Origin of the sequence: Armatimonas sp., assembly GCF_043760365.1 — a bacterium.
GTDB lineage: Bacteria > Armatimonadota > Armatimonadia > Armatimonadales > Armatimonadaceae > Armatimonas.
Genome location: NZ_JAYUPA010000454.1, coordinates 1 through 1,696, shown reverse-complemented (window position 1 = coordinate 1,696; position 1,696 = coordinate 1). Strand labels below are relative to the sequence as shown.

Below are 1,696 nucleotides of genomic sequence, written 5' to 3'. Positions count from 1 at the left end.
CTACTCCCGTCTACTCCAATCGTAACAACACGCAGCTCAATGCAGACCTGACGGTATATGATAGCAGCAGTTCCATTCACTCCACTGATACCCGTAGCAACGGGAACCAAGGAGCAGGTCGAGGCACCTTTCGACTTATCGTCAATAAGACCACCAAAGAAGTAGAAGCCTATAGCTGGTCCACAGAGAACGCCTCAACCACTTACTCGCAGATAAATAACTGCGTCCGTCCTCTGATTATCAGCCACGTGCTCCTCAAGTAATCCCACTACCTTGGTGTACTCTTGCCTTTGATTGTGCACCAGGGTAAACTAAGCTAACAGAGAAATATATGGCAGAGAAAGTCATCCTAGACACACCAAAGCGCTGGAAAGCAGTCTCGCACCCCCTACGGCTGGAGATTTTACGCGTGCTTGAGGAAGGGGATCGCACCAACGAGGAGCTAGCCACTGCGCTTCACGTGGCTTCCGGAAAGCTCTACTTCCATACCATGACACTCCTCAAAGCAGGGTTGATTGAGTTGTCAGGAACGCGTCAAAAGGGCCCTCTGACCGAAAAACTCTATCACTCCCTTGTGGAGTCGTTTACCACTCCCCGAACGCCGACCGAGGAAGGTCCTCGCTATCACGATATGCTGCAGCAGGCATTTCAGCTCTACCACAACACTTGGCGTGAGTTCGGGGACTTTCCTCATCGCGCGGCGCACTACATTATCCCTCTCACACCTGAGGATGCCGATGAGTTCAATACAAAACTTGGGGAGCTCGTACAGGACTACCGCCGCCGCAAGGTGACCAGCGACACTCCAGGTGCGCGGAGCCACGCCTTCACGCTTCTTTTTCATAGTGCCCGCCCCGATACGGAAAGTCCACCAACCGAAGAGAGTGTCCTCTAAGTCTTTTTTGGGGTAAACAGGCTCCCAACAATCAGCACGATGCCAACCAAGCCAGGCCCCCAGAGGCCCATGTTCAGGCAGACGCTGGTCCAGAAGGCGATACTGAGCAGTCCGCTAGTGCGCACTTCAGCCGGAGCCTCGCGCCAGTCCACGCTGCGACCGAACCACGCGCCGAGCGTACCGGAGAGCATCCAGCCGACGAAATTTGAGAACGGCACGGCAAAGTACGCCCCGCCCGCCCCATAGCTCCAGAAGCCCTGCGCGACGGCGCCCGGATCGAGACATAGATCCACGGCAACCAGCAAGCCACCTGCGATAAAAATCCGCCCCCGAGAGAGCGTCAACGCCCAGAGCACCAGCGGCGTCCAGGAGAAGGGCACCGTCCACGGCACGGCATCAAAGAGGAGCTTCCCGATCTTGGGGCCGTAGGAAAACCGTCCGTAGGGAACGCCCGTCTTCACCGCAACCGTTTCCAGCACCAGCGCATAGACTCCCAGAAGCACCAAGAGCCGCACGCCGCGCCGCACGCCCAGCCAGCGGACAACCGCCGAATAACTCGGCCAGGCGAAGACCAGCACAAAGATCGCCGAGACAATTGCCAGCTCGGGCCGAACGGGAAAACGAGCGACGAAAAACCCGCTGATGGCGGCAAACACGAGGGCGGAGGGTAGAATAAGCCGTGACCTCAGCCCACTTTTTGCGTACGAGCCGCCCCCGTTTCTGGATGTATGTGGTTGGCCCGTTTGTGGTTGGGCTGGCGGCTCTGAAGTCGCCTGCGGTCTTTTACTCCCCACTCGCTCT

General features: G+C 57.4%; 2 protein-coding genes and 1 pseudogene. 2 read left to right on the top strand and 1 reads right to left on the bottom strand.

The window, feature by feature from the left end:
* Window positions 1-263 (top strand): annotated as a pseudogene (locus ACH2EH_RS10695) (hypothetical protein); the annotation flags it as partial.
* Window positions 264-331: 68 nt separating this feature from the next.
* Window positions 332-895, top strand: a complete 564-nt coding sequence (locus ACH2EH_RS10690) for an ArsR family transcriptional regulator (RefSeq protein WP_395141511.1) — start codon at window positions 332-334, stop codon at window positions 893-895.
* On the opposite strand, the gene ACH2EH_RS10685 is transcribed toward ACH2EH_RS10690, so the two are convergent.
* Window positions 892-1,551 carry a carotenoid biosynthesis protein gene (locus ACH2EH_RS10685; RefSeq protein WP_395141509.1) on the bottom strand — a complete coding sequence of 220 codons (660 nt, stop codon included), beginning with the start codon at window positions 1,549-1,551 and terminating at the stop codon, window positions 892-894. The genes ACH2EH_RS10690 and ACH2EH_RS10685 overlap by 4 nt on opposite strands.
* Window positions 1,552-1,696 lie beyond the last annotated feature (145 nt).

What these genes read in the sequence shown, in the direction of transcription:
- ACH2EH_RS10690 (WP_395141511.1), top strand. Translation starts at nt 332, where the DNA reads ATGGCAGAGAAAGTCATCCTAGACACACCAAAGCGCTGGAAAGCAGTC.